We start from the raw sequence: 15,563 nt of genomic DNA, 5'->3' as shown, positions 1-15,563 counted from the left end.
GGAGTTCGTCATGGCTTTGCTTCCGGTTCGTCTGTCTCATCGTTTGACCCTCGGCAGCGTGCTGCTGTTGCTGTTCACGGCGTTGGCGGTTTTTGCCGTGATGACCCTGCGGGGACAACCCAAGGTAGTGGAGGCGAGCTCGGCGTTGATCGAACAGACCGGCAGTGCCATCGTCCGTCAACTGGCCTTGCAGTTGGCGGGAATCGAAGGCGTGACCGTGAGCATGGCGCACATGGTCGAGGGCCTGCCCAAGGAGTCGGAGCTGGTCATGGCCACCGCGCCCAAGGTGATCGACCACGAGAACGACAAGGCCATCGCCGGTGGCGGGATCTGGCCGGAACCCAATGCCTTCGCCCCGGGCGTGGAACGCCGCAGCTTCTTCTGGGGCCGCAGCGACGCGGGCTCGCTGGTGTATTCCGATGACTACAACGCCGCTGGCAGCGCCGGTTATCACCATGAAGCCTGGTACACGGGGGCGCGCAATAGCGCCGCCGGGCACTGCCTGTGGTCCGAGGCCTACCAGGACCCGGTGACCCAGGTGCCGATGACCACCTGCAGCGTGCCCTATCGCCAGGGCGGCGCCTTTGCCGGGGTGGCCACCATCGACCTGCGCCTGGACGATCTCGCGCGCTTCCTCAAGGAACAGGGTTCGGTCACCGGCGGTTATGCCTTCGCCCTGGACCAGGCCGGCAACGTCCTGTACTTCCCCGACGCCCAGGCCAGCGGTGGCGCGCAGATGCTCAGCTTCGACGCCTTGAGCAAGCAGCAGGCCTGGTTGCGCCCGGTGGCCGAGACCCTGGCCAGCGCGGCGCGCCCCGGCCAGGTGCGCAGCCTCGACCTGGACCGCGACGGACGCTTGCAGGAAGCGGCGCGGGTCAGCCTGTTCACCATGCCTGGCACCGGTTGGACCATTGGCCTGGTGACTCCAGAGAAACGGGTCACCGGCCTGGCCCGGGCCATGACCACCGAGATCCTGTTGTTCCTCCTGCCATTGCTGGCCCTGTTGCTGTTCTTCGCCTGGCTGGCGGGCAACAAGCTGATTGCCCAGCTCGAGGAAACCACTCGCCAGATCGATGCCCTGGGCAGTGGCCAGGCCACCGACAATGCCGAGCTGCACGTGGATCGGGCCGATGAGATCGGCGCCCTGCGTGGCGCGGTCAACCGCTATGCCGGGCAACTGCGGCAGATGCTGCAGAAGATCGCCAGCGAAGCCCGCCAGTTGCAGAGCGAGGCCGCGCGCCTGGGCGAGTTGAGCAGCACCCTGGCCCGGCGCGCCGAGCAGCAGCGCCAGGAAAACACCCAACTGGCCACGGCCATCACCGAGATGTCCTCCAGTGCCCAGGAAGTGGCGCAGAACACCAACAACTGCGCCGATACCGCGCGCCAGTCGCTGGTGGTGGTGCAGGATGGCCAGCAGCGGGTGGCGGCCAATAGCGAGTCGATCCAGCAACTGTCCACGGAAATGGCCGAGGCAGCCTCGGTGATCCAGCGCCTGGAGCAGGACAGCCAGCAGGTCGGCGCGGTCCTGGACGTGATCAAGGCCATCTCCGAGCAGACCAACTTGCTGGCCCTCAATGCCGCCATCGAGGCGGCCCGGGCCGGCGAACAGGGCCGTGGTTTCGCTGTAGTGGCCGACGAGGTGCGGACCCTGGCCGGGCGTACCCAGACCTCGGCCAACGAGATCAGCGGCATGATCAACGACCTGCAGCAGGCCTCGCGCCAGGCGGTGCAGGCCATCCAGTCCGGCGAGTCACGCACCCGCCAGGCGGTGGGCGAGGCGGCCGGGGCTTCGGACGCGCTGTCCAGTACGGTCAACAGCTTCGATGACATCTCCCAGCGGGCACAGCAGATTGCCGTGGCGGCGCAGGAGCAGAGCCACGTGACCCAGGAAATCAACGAGCTGGCGGTACGTATCCACAGCATCAGCGAAGACAACGCCCGGGACGCCCAGGCCCTGGACAAGGTCAGCGAGGCCATGCAGGCCTTATCAGGACGCCTGGCCGATCTCAGTCACGGTCAGATCTGAAGCCGCGCCCGCCCGACCCAGCCAGGGTCGGGCGGGCGGCTTCGGCCTTTTTCGCCGCCGGGCCCGCCGGCGCCGAATCAGCTGTACGCCAGCTATTGCAGCTTGAAGTTCAGCAACAAGCCCAACGCCACACCGAAGAACCCCAGCAGGCCGCTGCCCAGGGCGCTGCGCGGCGGGCGGCGTTTGGCCAGGTAGCGGGCCGCGGCGGCGCCGAGCACTGCGCCAGGGAAGTTGAGCAGGTAGTAGATCCAGCCCAGGGCATCCTGGGGGGTGGTGATCCACAGGCAGAACAGCAACAGGTGGATGGCCAGGGCCAGGGCGGCACCGGCGACCATGGCCGAGGCCGGGCGGGTCAGGAGCAGCAGGCCGAGGACCAGCGCCTGGGGTAGCCAGTAGGCCGCGAAGTTGTCCCAGAAGTAGTCCAGTGGCACCAGGGCCCGGGCAATGGCCAGGGCCAGCCCCAGGGTGACGGCGATGATGGCGGGCAGGTGCCGGAGCGGTAGGCGGTGCAGGAGTGACATGACGACCTCCGGATGGGCGGGCAGGGACTTTTTACGGCTCCTGGCTGTACCTGTCCAGTGTGCCGGGGGTGCTTGCTGGTGTTGGGCGGCCCAACCGTGCTGTACCTGGCACGGGTGTTCAGGTGGTGCTGCACAGCTCATGCACGCATTGGCGTAGCCAGCGGTGGGCCGGATCGGCTTCCATGCGCGGGTGCCAGAGCAGGGAAATGGTCATCGGCGCGAGCGCCACCGGCAGATTGAAGGCATGCAGGCCAGCCCGCAGGTTGCTGGTGTGGCGCTCGGGCACCATGGCGATCAGGTCCGAGCCCCGGGCCAGGGCCAGGGCGGCGGAGAACCCGCTGACCAGGGCCATCACCTGGCGTGCCAGGCCCAGCTCCTGGAGGGCATCGTCCATGGGGCCGTGGTCGTGCCCCTGGTGGGAGACGAGGATGTGCTGGCCGGCCAGGTACTCGTCGAGGTCGACCGGGCCCCGGCTCAAGGGGTGGCCGGCACGTACCACGCCGACGAAGCGATCGCGAAACAACGCCCGGGTGCGCAGTTCGGGGCTGGTATCGGCATCCACTACTGCGGTTTCCAGATCGATGCTGGCCTCGCGCAGGGGCTGGCTGTCGCGGTCCAGCTTGGGCACGAAATGAATCCGCACGCCCGGTGCTTCCCGCTGCAGGCGGGCGAGCAGTGCCGGGCCAAAATTCTCGACGAAACCGTCGCGACTGCGCAGGGTAAAGGTGCGACGCAACTGCCGCAGGTCGACCTCGGTGGCCGGGCGCAAGGCGGCCAGGGCTTCTTCCACCAGAGGGCCGATCCGCTGGCGCAGTTCCAGGGCCCGGGGCGTGGGCACCAAGCCGCGCCCGGCGCGCACCAGCAGCGGGTCGCCGGTGGCCTGGCGCAGGCGGGTCAGGGCCCGGCTCATGGCCGACGGGCTCAGTTGCAGGCGTGCGGCGGCACGCGCCACGCTGCCTTCGGCCAGCAGCACGTCCAGGGTCAGCAATAGATTCAGATCGGGAGTCGACATGGGCGAAATCTAGCATGGCCGAACGCGGCTGGCATGGCGTTGCCTGCAGCTATTCACTGCACCTGCCGCGCCTTCCGCCGCCCTTGCAGCCAGCCCAGGCTAGGGGACCGATCACCACGCAGGAGTCGCTGCATGTCCACCCTCGAAGTCGCCTCGAGCCTGGAGCCTCTTGCGTCCCGGGCGCGCTGGGCCCTGGCCAGCCTGGCGTTGGCGATGCTGATGCCCTCCCTGGATACCAGTATCGCCAATGCCGGCTTGCCGCAGCTGGCCCAGGCGTTCGATGCCTCCTTCCAGCAGGTGCAATGGGTAGTGCTGGCCTACTTGTTGACGATCACCGTCCTGATCGCCAGTGCCGGACGCCTGGGTGACCTGCTGGGACGGCGGCGGGTACTGTTGGGCGGGATCATGCTGTTCTGCCTGGGATCGCTGGGCTGTGGCCTGGCCCCTGGCCTGCATGGCTTGCTGGCGGCCCGGGCGGTGCAGGGGGCGGGGGCGGCGGCGATGCTGGCGCAAACCCTGGCGCTGGTGGGCGATGTCTTGCCCAAGGGGCGCACCGGTAGCGCCATGGGGCTGCTGGGCACACTATCGGCCCTGGGGACCACCCTGGGGCCTGCGCTGGGCGGGTGGTTGCTGGCCAGCGTCGGTTGGCGCTGGATGTTCCTGGTCAATCTGCCCCTGGGCCTGGTTGCCCTGGTGCTGGCCTGGCGCTGCCTGCCGGAGGATCGCCGTTCGACCGCGAGCGATGGTTTCGACGTGCCCGGAACGTTGCTCCTGGCCTTGGGGCTGGGGGCCTATGCCTTGGCCCTGACCCTGGGCCGCAACCTGCTGGCGCCTTTGAACCTGGGGTTGCTGCTGGTGGCCGTGGTCGCGATGGGTGCCTTGCTGTGGGTCGAGCGCCGGGCCCGGGCCCCGCTGTTCCAGCCGGCCCTGCTACAGCGCCGACCACTGCGCGCCAGCCTGCTGACCAGCCTGTTGGTGTCCACGGTGATCATGAGCACCCTGGTGGTAGGGCCGTTCTATCTTTCCCGCGGGTTGGCGCTGCCAACTGTCTGGGTGGGCCTGGGATTGTCCCTGGGGCCCCTGGTGGCGGCCATGGTCGGGGTGCCGGCCGGACGCCTGGTGGATCGCCATGGCCCGCAGTTGCCCTGCCAGGTTGGCTTGTTCGGCATGTTGCTGGGCCTGGGTTTGCTGGTACTGCTGCCGGTGCGCCTGGGACTGACCGGGTACCTGCTGCCGATCACCTTGGTCACCGCCGGTTATGCGCTGTTCCAGGCGGCCAATAATAGTTTGCTGCTGCTCGACGTACCGGCTGCGCAGCGCGGGCTGGCGGCCGGACTCCTGAGTCTGTCGCGCAATCTCGGGTTGATCAGCGGCGCGGCCGCCATGGGTGCGGTGTTCGCCCGGGCTTCCCGGGGCGGTGCGCTGGAGCAGGCCGCAGCCGCTGTGCAGGGCATGCGGGTGACCTTCGGCGTGGCGGCGGTGCTGGTCCTGCTGGCCTTGTTGGCGGCCTTGGTGGCGCGCCGACCGGAGGCGTCGTTCGAGGCTTGCCGGGCACCGCGCCCGGACTAAGCTTGGCTGGCACACCCTGCCAAGGAGCCGGTCATCGTGAGCAGCCTGCGTACCCCTTCGTTAGGCCCGATCGTCGGGCACACCACCGATACGTCCTGTCGCCTGTGGATCGCCGGCTCCGATGCCCTGGACGAGAAGGGCGTGGCCGAGGACATCCGCACCATCGGCGTCATTGGTGTGGTGGGCAGCAATGGCAAGGTCGCCGCCCAGGACATCTTCTATTTCCGCCTGCGCCGCGAGTTCCACCGCACCGGCACCTTCAACCTCGGTGTCGACCTGAGCCTGTGGCGCAACGAAACCGAGCGCAAGCAGCTCAAGCCGTTCCTGCTGAGCCCGGCGACGCGCTACCGGGTACGCATGGCCTCGCTCAACGTCGATGATGCGGGCAGCAACGATGATGCGGTGTCCAGTGAGTCGGTGGTGCAGCGCCTGCCGGCACCCGGGGCCTGGGCCAATGACCTGAACCGCAGTGGGGTGGACAAGAAGTACGTCGAGGCCGAGTTCACCACCCAGGCCAGCGCACCCGCGAAGCCGGCGCCACTGAGTTTCCTGCTGGGTTCGTGTCGTTATCCGGGGTTGCTGTGGAAGCGCAAGAACGCCGATGCGATCTTCGCCCCGATGCTGGCCGATCATGACGATGCGCAATTGGTGCTGATGGTTGGCGACCAGATTTATGCCGACCTGCTCAACCGCCTGGTACCGATAGGCCTGGCCGATACGTTCGAGGAGTTCGAGGAGCGCTACCACACAGCCTTCGGTTCGCCGAACATCCGCCAGTTGCTGGCGCGCCTGCCGACCTACATGATCCTCGACGATCACGAAATCGAGGATAACTGGACCCAGGACCGCATTCGCAAGGATCGCGGCAAGCGCCTGCTGTTCAACCTGGCCATGGGCGCCTACATGAGCTACCAGTGGAGCCATGGCCCGCGCTTTGCCGACAGCTACGTGCACGGGCGCGGCATGTCGGGCGACGACCTGTACTTGCAGCAGTTGCAGACCAACCAGCTGTTCTATGACTTTTCCTGTGTCGACTATCCGTTCTTTGTCCTCGATACCCGCACCCAGCGCTTCCTCGACGACGTCCCGGATGCCCTGGAGGACAACCACCTGCTGGGCCGGCCATCACTGCATCGCAGCGAGCCCGGCCAGCTCGATCGCCTGTGTGCGTGGCTGCGGCACATGCAGGCGGATCGAGGCAACCAGCCGAAGTTCATCGTCACCTCCAGCGTCTTCGTGCCCAACGGCGTGGATACCCTGGGCAGCGACAGCGATGCGCTGCGCCACAAGAACGACAGCGATGCCTGGGCAGCATTTCCCAGCACTCGCCGTGCGGTGCTGGACACCCTGCTCAAGTACCAGGTGCAGAACGTGGTGTTCCTGTCCGGAGATATCCACTGTTCGAACATTTCCCGGTTGCAGTTCAGTGGGGCGGGCAAGGACTTGGTGGCCTACGCGGTGACCTCGTCGGCGTTCTACTGGCCCTTTCCCTTCGCCGATGGTGATCCGGCCGGCTACGTGCACGACTCCCAGGCGCCAGCCACGCCCGACGGCTTTGCCCTGGCGGGCGGCGAGACCATGCATTACCGCACCTGGGCCTTCACCCAGGCCGATAACTTTGCACGGATCGACCTGCAGCCGGGCAGCGCCGAAATGCAGGTGCAGTTCTACGGTGCCGATGGTGCGCCCCTGGTGACCCGCAAGCAGGACGACGCCATGAACGACCGGCCGGAACGACTGCAACTGGCGCCTTGGTAGGTTAATGCCGATCAGTTGATGGAACTGTAGGCGCTTGGCTCGCCCGCGATGGACTTCAGAGCGCCGGGTTTATCCGGTAGACACCCGCTACCGCTAACGAGCATCGACCGGCGGCTCCTACAGGGGATCCAATCCCAGTGACAGGTCCAGTTACAGCCCCAGTTCCAGTGCCAGCAGGTCGGCCAGCGGCTGGCGCCGGCGGATCAGGCGCGGTTGGCCGTTTTCGAACAACACCTCAGGCAGCAGGGTCCGGCTGTTGTAGTTCGAAGACATGCTGGCGCCGTAGGCCCCGGTGTCGTGCAGTACCAGCAGGTCGCCGACCTGGGCCTGGGGCAGCAGGCGCGGGGTCAGGCACTCGTCGTCCTGGGTGAAGATGTCGCCGGACTCGCACAGCGGGCCGCCGACCACGGTCGGTCGTTGCGGGCGTTGGACCGCTTGGCCATTGGCGTCCAGCAGGCTCATGCCGTGGTAGGCGCCGTACATGGCAGGGCGCATCAGGTCGTTGAAGCCAGTGTCCACCAGCACGAAGTGATGCTGGCCGGCATCCTTGACCACCCGTACCTCGCTGACCAGGCAACCGGCCTCGGCCACCAGGAAGCGCCCGGGTTCGATTTCCATGTGCACGCCGTGGCCCAGGTAGGCCTCGATTTCCTCGCGGGCGACTTTCCAGGCGTTGGCGTAGCGTTGCACGTCCACCGGGGTGTCGCCGTCGCGGTAAGGGGTGGACAGGCCGCCGCCGATGGAGAAGGCCTCGATGTCGTGGTCCAGGGACTTGACCGCCGCGACCATGGCCGCGCCCACCTGTTCCAGGTGGTCGTAGTCGACCCCGGAACCAATGTGCATGTGCAGGCCCACCAGGTGCAGGTTGTGCTGGCGGATCACCGCCAGGGCCTCGCCCACCTGGTCGTGCCAGATACCGTGCTTGCTGTTTTCCCCGCCGGTGTTGGTCTTGCGGCTGTGGCCATGGCCGAACCCGGGATTGATCCGCAACCAGACACGATGCCCGGGGGACTGTTCGCCCAACTGGCGGAGCATGTCGATGGAGCCGGCGTTGACCTCTACTTGCAGTTCTACCACACGCTTGAGAGTGGCCTCGTCGAACAGGTCGCAGGTGAAGACGATCCCGCCGTTGGCCGGGCTGAAACCGGCCAGCAGGGCCCGCTCGATCTCACCCAGGGAGACCGCATCGACCCGCACCCCGGCTTCGCGGATCAGGCGCAGCAGGTGCAGGTTGGACGAAGCCTTCTGGGCATAGCGCACCACGTCGAAGGCTTGCAGCTGGGCGATACGCGCCTGGAGGGTGGCGGCGTCGTAGCACCACAGCGGGGTGCCGTATTGGCGGGCGACAGCGGCGAGTTGGGCGGGGGAGAAGGGAATGGCCATGGCGAATGCAATCTGTGGTCGATGAAAGTGTGAGCAGCATGCCGCTTGCTGGTCATTCAAGAAAATATCTATTCTTTGTCACCTGATTCAGTTCTGATATGGATCGATTGATTCAACGAGCCCTACCGTCATGGATATCTCCCTACGGCACATCGAAGTGTTCCGCGCCATCATGCAGGCCGGTAGCGTGACGGGCGCCGCGCGCCTGCTGTTTACCTCGCAGCCCACGGTGAGCCGCGAGCTGGCGCGCCTGGAAAGTCTTTCCGGCCTGCGCCTGTTCGATCGCGAAGGCGGGCGCCTGCTGCCCACAGCCCAGGCCCTGCTGTTGCTGGAGGAAGTGGAGCGGGCCTATGTCGGCCTGGAGCGGATCAACAGCGTGGCGCGCTCGATCCGCCGCTTCGAGCACGGCCAGCTGAGCCTTTGCTGCCTGCCGCTGTTTTCCCAGACCCTGCTGCCCCCAGTGTGCAAGGACTTCCAGGCCCGGCATCCGGGCATCGGCCTGAGCATCAGCGCCCAGGAATCGCCGCTGCTGGAGGAGTCCCTCAGCGCCCAGCGCCATGACCTGGGCCTGACCGAAAGCGACCATCTGCCCCGGGGTACCCACGGCGAGTTGCTGTTCTGTGCCGACATGGTCTGCATCCTGCCCGAGGCCCATCCGTTGCTGGCCAAGGCGCGGCTGTCGGTGGCGGACTTCGGCGGGCAGAACTTCATCAACCTCTCGGGCCTGGATATCTACCGCCAGAGCCTGGACGAGCATTTTCGCCAGGCCGGGGTCGATCGCCGGGTGGTGGTCGAGACCACCAATGCCGCCTCGGTGTGCGCCATGGTGCGCCAGCAGCTGGGGGTGGCGATCATCAACCCGTTGAGCGCCATGGAGGAGGCAGGGCGGGGGCTGGCGATCCGGCCGTTGCAGCTGTCGGTGCCTTACAAGGTGATGCTGGTGCGTCCGGATTACCGGCCCTCGTCGAGTTTCGTCGAAGGGTTTTGCCAGTCGTTGCGTCAGCAAGCGACGCGCCTGGCCGGGCAACTCAAGGGCCTGGTGGAAGGGCACTAGGGGGAGAGGGGATCCCGGTGCGTGAGCACCGGGAGGGCAGGCAGGCCGGTGGATGTCGTGGTGTTTAGGACTGAGATAAATATAGGGAGAGGTGTGAGATAAACCCGAGACACTCCGGGATCTCATGGTCCATGGTGGTACGGGAACTGTAAATGTGTTGCAGCCGGTGCAATTAGGTTTGGCCCCGGCCATTGCCAGGTGGTCGGGGCTCTAGGTGGAAAGTTAGCTCTCTCTGCCGTTGGTAACTACTCGTCGTCCTCTTCAAAGGACGCGAAGAGATCACCTTGGTCGCGAGCAATTACTGCCAGACGCATTCTCTTAACGACCTTATAGACAAACGCCAGGGAGAGATTGTATTTCCTGGCAAGCTCGCGCTGGTTACGCCCTGTGCATTCATCAAAGAGTTGCTGATGTAGTTTCGAGGCCTGCAGGTGGATGCCTTTGGGCATGTAAAGAACCTGCCCACCCCAGACATTTGCCATGAGCATCGCCACTTCACTGCCATGTGCTTCCGCGAGTTCAGGGCTGACATCAAGTGTCTCCCTGGCAGACTGGGCTACATGGTCGGCTAGGGTCTGGAGGAGTTCACCCGGTGCGCTACAAGGTGCTTTCATACGACCTCCTTATTGGTTACACGACGCTGCCATTGCTTCAGGTTCTCGATCACCCGGCTCGCCTGGGTGGCGCTGAGCCACTGCAGCGCAGACACCTTGGTCATGCTTTTCACGAAGTTGGCCAGCGCCTCCTCGGACGGATCGCGAACCGCACCCAGGTCGTGCAGCTCCAGCCATAGCGACCGGATCTTCCTGGACTGCTCATCATTGGCCCGTGGCCGCGTTCCTGCCTTGTTTGGACGGGGCTTGAAACCCCGCTGCTTGAGCTGCTCCAAAACCCTCTGCAGGTTTGGAACACTCAAGTCAGCGGTCGATGTCGCGCCGTCCAATCCGGTCATTCCAGACAGCATCAACCGATAGGTTTCGTCATCCATACGCATCTCGCGCCGCGCGACATGGATCAGCTTGATGTAACGCAGCCTGGTTGGATTGTTGGGCGCGACGTTCATGCCCATGTCATTCCCCCCGGAACTCAAGATTGAGATCAACCTCGATATCTGCGCTTACCAACCGAATACCACACCACCCGAAAGCTGACCCCTTTACAGTTCCACCCCAGCCTTCATCGTTCTGTAGGTTGTCACGCGTCCAATGACCTGCAGCCCTTTCGTCAGAGCAGACACCGCCACCCATCTCCAAAAAGGCGTAGACCAGATGCTTAGCTGCCATCTTTATGACGACCATGACAACATCGCCATCCTCATCGCTGAGGCGCTCTTCAGCACTGGTCCAGAATTCGTTGATCTCGGTGGCTCGCTCTATAGTCAGAATGTCGTGGTCGACCTCCAGAGTGATGCTCCAGTCCTTCCAGCTATCCATCAGTGTGTGTTTCTTGAGGTTGGTCATCTCACACCCCTGCCAAAGTCAGGTTGATAGGCAAGTACTGATCGGTATTGCCCTGGCGCTTATAGGCACGGATGTAGACGGCAGTGCCGTTGACCTGGATGGAGTCTTTCAGTGCCTGCATGGCCTTTTTCCAGTCGGGATCATCGATCTCAACGCGCAATAAACTGAGCACATCCTTGACCATCAGTTGCCCCTGGCGGTTGGCCCTGAATGCGCGGTCAACCAGCACCCGCAGGTGGCTGTTGGCGCCCTCGGACCAGGCACTGATGCATTGGTTGATCAGCTCTTTAGCGGCGAGGATTTCCTCGGTAAAGACAACCCGGTCGGCATAGGCCCGCTCGATCTTGAACTCGCCGTCGTAGGTGGTGATGGATACGTTGCCTTTCTGACCGCCAAGCGTTACGCCGTAGCGCTCTGAGGAAACGGCTACTAGATCGGCAACATCGGCCAATGCTTTTTTCTTGAAGCGAGCCAACGCTGCGCTGAGTTGCTCAGCCTCAGCGCCGAGATCACGGGCGACACAATCACGTAGCTTGTCGTGTTCGCGTACCTGGTCAACCGGGACCAGGTGGCCAATGGCATTGCGAACGAAGCCCGCAGGAATGGTGATATCAGTCATGGCGTTGTTCCTTTTGGAGGCTCGCTGCAGCGCGGTCGAGCCGATCGATTTCAGCGAGGATCAAGGCACCAGCCTTGACCAGGTTTCGGCGTTGGTCGCGAGGTCTCCAGGACGCGGCCATCCAAGGCCAGGCCTCTGGAACAATGCGCATGACGCCCTCGATTTCAGTGGCCTGGACAAATGCCTCGGTGGCGTAACAAGCAGCTGCGATAGCGAGATCACCATCGATGTACTCGTCATCCTGCTCGGGATAGAAGCATTCCACCTGGATCTGGCGGATACGCTCAGCCAGTACGCTCTGCAGGGACGCAGGCGCCTTTTGCGCGTACTCCGTTTCGCTGAAAGCCGCGTGGTCCTGCGCAATCAGGCGGTAGATGTCGCGAATGACGCTGTCATCTTCAATGGCGCCGTCAAACGCTTGGTCTACGATCCAGGCGAGCAACTGTCCATTGATCTCAGCAGGCATGCCGCCGACAGATAGGCCATAGCGGTCAATGTGTATGAGCAGCAAGGAGACGTGTTCCATCGCCTCGCCCCAAAACATGGTTGGGCTTTCATGGCTGACGGCGTCACGGAGGGCAGCGATGGCAGTGACTATAGATTGGTTCATCAATGCACCTGCCTTGCGGCTCGTTGCGCCGCTTGTTGCTGTTGGTAGTGGGCAGCGAGGCGCTGAATTTCGCTACGGAGAGCGCTGTAGTTACCGGCGAGTTGCAGCCTGGCCAGGCTGATCAAGATGCGGTCGAGCGCGCCGGCCTGCTGTTTCAACTCAATGATCAGCAAGTCCTTGGCAAACAACTCGCCATTGGCCCGTTTCAGCTCGGCTCGTACTTCCTGCTCGTCCAGCAGGTCCGGGTTGCACTGCGTCGAGCAGGCGTGAACAGTGACTTCGCTCATTGCGTTTGCTCCTTCACCGGCTCGAACCACACGACATCGATTCCCCGAATCGTCACGGTGCTATAGATGAACGTCCCCCGAGTGCTGTAGCGGACGCCGCGCAGTTCGTGCCCGAAGCGACGGCTCAGCAGATCGACGCAGTCAGGGCTGATAAAGATCTTGTTGTCCGCCAGTACCAGGTGCTGAGGCTGAATGCCCGCCTCGCGCAGGCTGCGGCCCAGGTCGTTGAAAGCCGCCAGCCTTTCACAAAAAGCGCTATCCAGGGTGCTGGGAGCATCCGGTACTGGTTGTACGAATGGGTTCATCTCACACCCCCTTCACGACATCAGCGGTGACCACGGGTACGCCCAGTTGGGCAGCCAGGTTCATCGCAGCAATAACCAAGTTGCCAATGGCCAGCGGATACAGCAGCGAAACCGTCTCATCGCGGCCACCGCGTCGGCTGGGCTGGGACAGACGTTCAGCAATCGCCTGGATGCCGCTGGCGTCAATGATTTCCGCAAGCGTCTTGCCTGCACGGTCGAAGCGGAACTTCAGGAACTCTTCCAGACGTGCCCCTTCAACGGGCTCCAAGGTCACACGCTCGCAGCGCTGTACGACCTCGCGCACATCGGCGTTACGCTCACTGAGTTTCACGTCCAGCTCGGGCTGGCCGATCATGATGATGCTGACCAACTTGGTGAAACCGACTTCCAGCTCAAGAATGCGCTTGAGGTGCTTGAGCGTCGGGATCGGCAGGCTGTGGGCTTCCTCGATCACCAGACAGTGGCGGTAACCGGCTGCATGGGACTCCTTCAGAGCCTTGTGCAACTGAGCGAAGCGCGCCTCAGGGCTGCTTTTTGGCTTGGCCAGGGGCGACACCGCCGCCATCATCGACTCGGCGATATGAGTGCTTTTCAGGGACTTGCCCTTGGTGTCATTGTCTTCGGACGCCAAAACATAGGGCTCAATGATGATCACCGGGTCACCGCTGTCGGCTATGCGGTTTACCAGGTCACGGCGAAGAGTGCTTTTACCGGCCCCCGACTCACCCACGACAGCGAGGAAACCACCGTGCCGTGCCGTCTGATACATGATCTCGCGGACATAGCGAATATCAGGGCTAACCCACATGTCCTGGGCGCATTGCAGCTCATCAAATGGGTCACGGAAAAGGCCGAAGGCTTTTCGGGTACTTGGCTGTAAGGTCTGTTTTGGCAGTAACATAGGTTCGTCCTCCCCGGACGGCTCTTTCACTAGGGCCGGATCTGCCGTGTTGGCGCACGGCAGATCCACTTCTTCAAAGGCGTTGGCGATATCGGCATCGTTGGCGCCGCATTCGGTCAGGAATACGCGGATACGCCCCTGCAGGTCTTCGCAGTCCAAGCTGCGCGGCCACTGACCGTGGTTCAGCAACTGGGCGACTGTCGCGTCACTGAGCTTCAGCGACTCGGCCAAGGCCGTTTGAGGTTTACCGATTCCTTGTAAAACGTGCTTGAGCTTCAACATCACTCACCTCCAACCGCAGCCAGCACCAGGCTGAGCGGCTTGCGCATGACCTCAACAGGTCGTTTCAGCTCCGCCTCAATGGCGTCGAGCTGCTCATGGGGAACTCCTTCTGGATACCGCTGCTGCAGCAGACTGAAACTGTCAGCCGACCAAAGATTGCCCAGGCGTGGGCGCAGCAGCTTTGCGGCTTCAACATGGCTGAGCGGCGCCAGCTCGACAGCCGGGGCATTGACGTTGAGCGACGTACCGCGACGCGGCATGTAAGACGGCAACACCGTGTCGTTGATGTGTTTGTGAGGGTCGATCAGGCCGCCGAACGGAACGGCCTTGGCCTTGCGCGAAGCCTCTGCGTCGGCCTGGTTGGTTGTACCGGTGGCGATCTGCTCCAGGACTTTGCGCGACTCCTGCGCAGGGGTGTCAGCATGGCGCTTGTACTGTTCGCCAATGAGGGCCGAGGTCTCAGCAAACCCGAACTGATCGATTCCGATCCGGTCGATCACGTGGTAGTGCTCACGGCCATCCTCACCCACCAACACAGCGATGGCAGTATCCGTGTCACGCCAGCAATTGCGGGTGATCAGGAGCTTTTCACCCACCATCACATCAGGTACTGAGCTGACATCGAACTGAGCGCCGCGAAACGAAACCCGCAACAAGTTGCTGACCTTCCGGTACTCGGGCGTGCTAACAGCCAGCTCACGGCAGACCTCAATGCTCGGTGCCAGGCGCAGTTGCTCCTGCTTGATCAATTGCCAAACGCCGTACCGGGTGCGCCGGGTCCGGGTGTGAATCGCAGTCGCGTTGTAGTACCGCATCCACTTTCCGGCCCAGGTATTGATCTGTTCCAGGCTGTTCGCTGCCTGAAACTTCAACGCACTCTCAAACTCCCGTTCAACGATGTTGTGCGCTTGTTCGACCTGACCCTTTGCCCGCGCATTGCCGACCTGGTTGATGATCAGCTCAATGGACATGGCGCGGCACAGGTTACGGAAAATGCCGCTGGTCATGGCCGCACCTGGGTCGGTCATCAGCATCCAAGGCACGCCGTGGAATGGGTCCGCCTCGTGACGCTTTTGCATCGCGTTGATCAACACGTTGCACAGGTTTTCTGCGGACTCCGCCCCCAGGACATACTCCAGATACAAGGTGCCACTGGTGTGGTCCGTGATGACGTAGCGCCAAAGGCGTTGACGCTCGATTTTCTTCAAGTTGCCGGGCTTGCCGTCATAGAACTCGGCCTTGCTCATGACCTGGGCGCCGCTGTCGGCGAGGTAGAACTGCGTCGAGATCGATGCGTCAACCTGCCAAACGTGGTTGGGGTGATTGCTGGCCAGCGACACTGCGGGAGCATCCTGCAGCAGTTGGTCCGGGTGCAGCTTGTAACCCTGTAGGGCGCGGCTGATGGCGCCACTGGTCAGCGGTCGAAACAGCCCTGTCGCCTCATCGACTCGCCCGGCCAGGATCAAGCCGTTGCTCCGCAGGCGTTCAACAGCGCGCTCAATCGTGGACAACTGCTTGTTGTTGGCTCGGATCGACTCCAGCAACATCGCTGATATCAGCCGAGCTTCATCCAAAGGCAAGGCGCTGTTGCCTGCGTCACTACGGCGTTTACGCGGCTTCGTTACTCGGACCTCCTTCAGCTTGCGCTGAAGTGTTTGAATGGAAACGCCCAGCTCAGCTGCGCCTGCCTTGTAAATTGCAGTGCGCTGACCGTGCGGAGCGCTCTCCGCACGCAAGGCGATCTGTGCCAGTTGCTGGGTCAGTACCGGATTCATG

General features: G+C 63.4%; 16 protein-coding genes and 1 pseudogene. 5 read left to right on the top strand and 12 right to left on the bottom strand.

The genetic code is table 11. The annotated features are described in order from the left end of the window. Positions 1–10: 10 nt before the first annotated feature. Both ATY02_RS36675 and ATY02_RS36670 read left to right on the top strand, forming a co-directional pair. Positions 11–904 (top strand): annotated as a pseudogene (locus ATY02_RS36675) (cache domain-containing protein); the annotation flags it as partial. Beyond that, positions 890–2,026 (top strand): methyl-accepting chemotaxis protein, encoded by a 1,137-nt coding sequence (locus ATY02_RS36670; RefSeq protein ID WP_416220690.1) that lies wholly within the window; start codon positions 890–892, stop codon positions 2,024–2,026. The pseudogene ATY02_RS36675 and the gene ATY02_RS36670, both read left to right, overlap by 15 nt. Before the next feature lie 92 nt (positions 2,027–2,118). On the opposite strand, the gene ATY02_RS20655 is transcribed toward ATY02_RS36670, so the two are convergent. Together ATY02_RS20655 and ATY02_RS20650 are read right to left on the bottom strand one after the other, a co-directional pair. Then, on the bottom strand, positions 2,119–2,547 hold the full coding sequence (locus tag ATY02_RS20655; RefSeq protein WP_068589169.1) for a hypothetical protein: 429 nt from the start codon (positions 2,545–2,547) through the stop codon (positions 2,119–2,121). Between the two features lie 118 nt (positions 2,548–2,665). Next, positions 2,666–3,559 (bottom strand): LysR family transcriptional regulator, encoded by an 894-nt coding sequence (locus ATY02_RS20650; RefSeq protein ID WP_068589166.1) that lies wholly within the window; start codon positions 3,557–3,559, stop codon positions 2,666–2,668. Positions 3,560–3,691: 132 nt separating this feature from the next. On the opposite strand from ATY02_RS20650, the gene ATY02_RS20645 reads away from it, so the two are divergent. After that, positions 3,692–5,128, top strand: coding sequence for an MFS transporter (locus ATY02_RS20645; protein ID WP_068589161.1), 1,437 nt, complete (start codon positions 3,692–3,694; stop codon positions 5,126–5,128). A 36-nt stretch (positions 5,129–5,164) separates the two neighbouring features. Beyond that, positions 5,165–6,886 (top strand): alkaline phosphatase D family protein, encoded by a 1,722-nt coding sequence (locus ATY02_RS20640; RefSeq protein WP_068589159.1) that lies wholly within the window; start codon positions 5,165–5,167, stop codon positions 6,884–6,886. Positions 6,887–7,036: 150 nt separating this feature from the next. Here ATY02_RS20640 and lysA read toward each other — a convergent pair whose 3' ends face one another. After that, the gene (gene lysA, locus ATY02_RS20635) at positions 7,037–8,269 is read right to left on the bottom strand and encodes a diaminopimelate decarboxylase (protein WP_068589156.1); all 1,233 of its coding nucleotides are present in this window, start codon (positions 8,267–8,269) and stop codon (positions 7,037–7,039) included. Positions 8,270–8,399: 130 nt separating this feature from the next. Here lysA and ATY02_RS20630 point away from each other — a divergent pair, with 130 nt between their 5' ends. Beyond that, complete coding sequence (locus ATY02_RS20630; RefSeq protein ID WP_068589153.1) at positions 8,400–9,323, top strand: LysR family transcriptional regulator; 924 nt, start codon at positions 8,400–8,402, stop codon at positions 9,321–9,323. Between the two features lie 245 nt (positions 9,324–9,568). Here ATY02_RS20630 and ATY02_RS20625 read toward each other — a convergent pair whose 3' ends face one another. Genes ATY02_RS20625 through ATY02_RS20585 form a run of 9 tightly spaced genes read right to left on the bottom strand, consistent with a single transcriptional unit; the run spans position 9,569 to position 15,562 of the window. Beyond that, positions 9,569–9,937 carry a Mor transcription activator family protein gene (locus tag ATY02_RS20625; RefSeq protein ID WP_025132177.1) on the bottom strand — a complete coding sequence of 123 codons (369 nt, stop codon included), beginning with the start codon at positions 9,935–9,937 and terminating at the stop codon, positions 9,569–9,571. Next, on the bottom strand, positions 9,934–10,386 hold the full coding sequence (locus ATY02_RS20620) for a gp16 family protein (RefSeq protein ID WP_068589203.1): 453 nt from the start codon (positions 10,384–10,386) through the stop codon (positions 9,934–9,936). Before ATY02_RS20620 ends, ATY02_RS20625 begins: the two co-directional genes overlap by 4 nt. A 7-nt stretch (positions 10,387–10,393) precedes the next feature. Next, positions 10,394–10,783, bottom strand: a complete 390-nt coding sequence (locus ATY02_RS20615; protein ID WP_228022208.1) for a DUF2528 family protein — start codon at positions 10,781–10,783, stop codon at positions 10,394–10,396. Position 10,784: 1 nt separating this feature from the next. After that, the gene (locus ATY02_RS20610; protein WP_068589151.1) at positions 10,785–11,402 is read right to left on the bottom strand and encodes a DUF3164 family protein; all 618 of its coding nucleotides are present in this window, start codon (positions 11,400–11,402) and stop codon (positions 10,785–10,787) included. Continuing rightward, entirely contained in the window at positions 11,395–12,012 is a 618-nt protein-coding gene (locus ATY02_RS36140; RefSeq protein ID WP_068589150.1) for a hypothetical protein, read from the bottom strand. Before ATY02_RS36140 ends, ATY02_RS20610 begins: the two co-directional genes overlap by 8 nt. After that, on the bottom strand, positions 12,012–12,299 hold the full coding sequence (locus ATY02_RS20600) for a hypothetical protein (RefSeq protein ID WP_068589146.1): 288 nt from the start codon (positions 12,297–12,299) through the stop codon (positions 12,012–12,014). The genes ATY02_RS36140 and ATY02_RS20600 overlap by 1 nt, the downstream gene beginning before the upstream one ends. Beyond that, positions 12,296–12,604 carry a hypothetical protein gene (locus tag ATY02_RS20595; RefSeq protein ID WP_228022207.1) on the bottom strand — a complete coding sequence of 103 codons (309 nt, stop codon included), beginning with the start codon at positions 12,602–12,604 and terminating at the stop codon, positions 12,296–12,298. The genes ATY02_RS20600 and ATY02_RS20595 overlap by 4 nt, the downstream gene beginning before the upstream one ends. 1 nt (position 12,605) lies before the next feature. Beyond that, positions 12,606–13,787 carry an ExeA family protein gene (locus ATY02_RS20590; protein WP_068589143.1) on the bottom strand — a complete coding sequence of 394 codons (1,182 nt, stop codon included), beginning with the start codon at positions 13,785–13,787 and terminating at the stop codon, positions 12,606–12,608. Beyond that, positions 13,787–15,562: a DDE-type integrase/transposase/recombinase gene (locus tag ATY02_RS20585; protein WP_068589136.1), complete on the bottom strand. Its 1,776-nt coding sequence runs from the start codon at positions 15,560–15,562 to the stop codon at positions 13,787–13,789. The genes ATY02_RS20590 and ATY02_RS20585 overlap by 1 nt, the downstream gene beginning before the upstream one ends. Position 15,563 lies beyond the last annotated feature (1 nt).

The organism is Pseudomonas sp. BIOMIG1BAC, assembly GCF_001705995.2.
GTDB lineage: Bacteria > Pseudomonadota > Gammaproteobacteria > Pseudomonadales > Pseudomonadaceae > Aquipseudomonas > Aquipseudomonas sessilinigenes.
Note: the sequence above shows the minus strand (reverse complement) of the source record. Positions and strands in the feature narration are given on the sequence as shown.